Origin of the sequence: Paracoccus ravus (assembly GCF_004522175.1) — a bacterium.
GTDB classification, from domain to species: Bacteria; Pseudomonadota; Alphaproteobacteria; order Rhodobacterales; family Rhodobacteraceae; genus Paracoccus; species Paracoccus ravus.
Map to the genome: position 1 here is coordinate 1 of NZ_SDEB01000070.1, position 2599 is coordinate 2599.

General features: G+C 60.6%; 3 protein-coding genes. All 3 read left to right on the forward strand.

Annotation, left to right across the window (positions count from 1 at the left end):
- Positions 1–348: 348 nt before the first annotated feature.
- Positions 349–708 (forward strand): transposase, encoded by a 360-nt coding sequence (locus ESZ60_RS20450; protein WP_209021386.1) that lies wholly within the window; start codon positions 349–351, stop codon positions 706–708.
- Positions 705–1061 (forward strand): IS66 family insertion sequence element accessory protein TnpB, encoded by a 357-nt coding sequence (gene tnpB, locus ESZ60_RS20455; protein WP_134682484.1) that lies wholly within the window; start codon positions 705–707, stop codon positions 1059–1061. The genes ESZ60_RS20450 and tnpB overlap by 4 nt, the downstream gene beginning before the upstream one ends.
- Before the next feature lie 115 nt (positions 1062–1176).
- Positions 1177–2599, forward strand: a 1423-nt coding sequence (gene tnpC, locus ESZ60_RS20460) for an IS66 family transposase (RefSeq protein ID WP_245155809.1), incomplete at its 3' end; no start/stop codon positions are given.

Below are 2599 nucleotides of genomic sequence, written 5' to 3' on the forward strand. Positions count from 1 at the left end.
TGGCTATGGACTTACAACAACGAGCGCCCCAACATGGGCATCGGCGGCATCACACCCGCCCAGAAACTGAAAATGGCTGCCTGAGGTCTACTTCTGCGCCCCGTTAAAACGGGGAGGATTACCCTAGATCCATGACCGTGTGATGGCCGGTGTCGAAAAATACAGATTGCCATGTCTCGCATTGAACGTAAGCGCTACGCCGATCACCTCCTGCCGCATCGGCTCTGATCGATCCATTCTCCTTATGCATTTTACGCGTTGGAGGTGTTTGATTTGGGAAGAGACGGCAAAATGGACGCCCATTTGGACGCCTCATCCGGTGGCCTGGCGACTCGGCTGGATGTTCTCATGGGGCCCAGTGGTCGGCTTCAACGCTCGGAGCCGGAACGTGCTCGGATTGCCGCGGAAAGCTTGATGCCCGGTGTGAGAGTCGTCGACCTCGCCCGTAAGCATGGCACGACGCGCTGGCAAATCTACAATTGGCGCAAGAAGCTGCAGTCGGGTGAGTTGGCCTTGCCCGAGAGCGTGGCGGCCTTGCCGGTATTCGCCGAACTCCTGGTCGAGATGGCCCCAGCGGAGGCATCGGTGCCGCCCGCGCCCGCGGAAATCGAGATAGTCGTTGGCGATGTCGTGATCCGCTCCGGCGTCAGAACTGATGAGCAGCATCTGACACTGGTCATTCGTGCCGCGCGGGCCTCGGCACCATGATGCTCGGCCAAGGGGGCTCGCTGAAGGTCTTTGTCGCAACGCGACCGATCGATTTTCGCAAAGGCATTGATGGCTTGGCACTGGCGGTCCAGGAGATGTTTGGGCTGGATCCGTTCTGCGGCGCCATCTTCGTCTTCCGCTCAAAACGGGCGGATCGGATCAAGCTGCTGGTTTGGGACCAGACCGGTATGGTCCTGGTCCACAAGCGTCTGGAGGCGGGCAAGTTCGTGTGGCCGCAGGTGCGAGACGGGGTGATGAGAATATCGTCCGCGCAGTTGGCGGCTCTGTTCGAAGGGGTGGACTGGCGATTGGTCCGCCCCGAGCGGACACGCCGTCCTCTGGCGGCAGGATGATCGCGGCGAACAATGGAAATACCTGTTTTTGCTGGCAGGAAATGGTGATCCATGATTCAATTCGAGCATGAAATCCAAGGCGGCCGAGATCGAGAATGCCATTCTGAAAGCTCGCTTGGCGGATGTCGAAGCGGTGTTGGCAGAGATGCAGGAGGCCTATCGTCGGCTGGAAGACATCCTGCGCACTGTGCAACGCGAACAATTCGGCAAGCGCTCCGAGAAGCTGTCCCCCGACCAGTTCAACCTTCCGTTGGAAGATGCCGAACTGGCTCAGGGCGTATTTGACGCCGCACAGGACAAGGCCGAGGCGGCAATGCGAGAGCTGGGCAAGGAAATGCCGCGCCGGGCGCAACGCAATCGCGGTCATTTGCCGCTGCATTTCCCCCGGGTCGAGCGGATCATCGAGCCGGCAAGCATCCTGTGCCCCTGCGGCTGTGGCGAGATGGCCCGGATCGGAGAGGATCTCTCCGAGCGCCTGGACGTGATCCCCGCGCAATTCCGGGTGCTGCTGACGCGGCGGCCCAAATACGCGTGTCGTCGCTGCTCTCAAATCGTGGCGCAGGCGCCTGCTCCCGAGCATGTGGTGCCGGGTGGGCTGCCCACCGAATTGCTGATCGCCTCGATCATCGTTTCGAAGTTCGGTGACCACCTTCCGTTCTATCGACAGGCCGAGATCTTCCAACGGCAAGGGATCAAGCTGGATCGTGGCACGCTCGGCAACTGGGTCGGGCGCGCGTGTTTCCACCTGATACCTGTCATCGATCACATGCGGGCTCATCTGCGAAAGGCGGATCGCATCTTCGTTGACGAGACACGTGCGCCGGTGCTGGACCCGGGCCGCAAAACCACGAAAAGCGGCTATTTCTGGGCCGTCGTGTCTGACGACCGCGGACATGGAGGTCTGGGTCCGCCCATCGTGCTGTTCCATTACGCGCCAGGCCGGGGCCAAGAGCATCCGCTGAAATTCCTCGCCGGATACCTCGGTCGGTTCCTGCAATGCGATGCCTATCAGGCTTACAACGCGATGCCCGAGATCCCGCGTGACAGTGGCCCGTGGCAGTTGGTCTATTGCTGGACCCACGTCCGCCGTCGCTTCGTGAAGCGCTTCGAGAACGACCGCTCACCCATTGCCCAGGAGATGCTGCGCCAGATTGCGCTGCTCTATCAGGTCGAAAAGATGGTTCGGGGCAAGGAGCCTGCGCTACGTCTGACCGCGCGGCGTGAGCACGCCGCCCCGATCATCGCAGCACTCAAACCGTGGCTGGAGGCCAAGCTCTCCCACATTCCGCAGAAGTCCCAACTCGCCGAGGATATTCGCTACACGCTGGCACATTGGTCCGGCCTGATCCGCTTCCTCGACGATGGCACGCTCGAACTGGACACCAACCCTGTTGAAAATCAGATCCGCCCCATAGCGAGCGGTGATTCATTGTGCCCCTCTTCTTCAAGTATCTGGAAACATTGGAAGTTGATCTCGGGTGGTGGCGTGACGCGGGCGTCCTTTCTGCCGAAGGGCCGCGATAATGTCATCGTTCTCA

Bases quoted from the DNA above. Each gene is read 5' to 3' on its own strand.
- tnpB (WP_134682484.1), top strand. From the start codon at position 705: ATGATGCTCGGCCAAGGGGGCTCGCTGAAGGTCTTTGTCGCAACGCGA.
- ESZ60_RS20450 (WP_209021386.1), top strand. From the start codon at position 349: ATGGGGCCCAGTGGTCGGCTTCAACGCTCGGAGCCGGAACGTGCTCGG.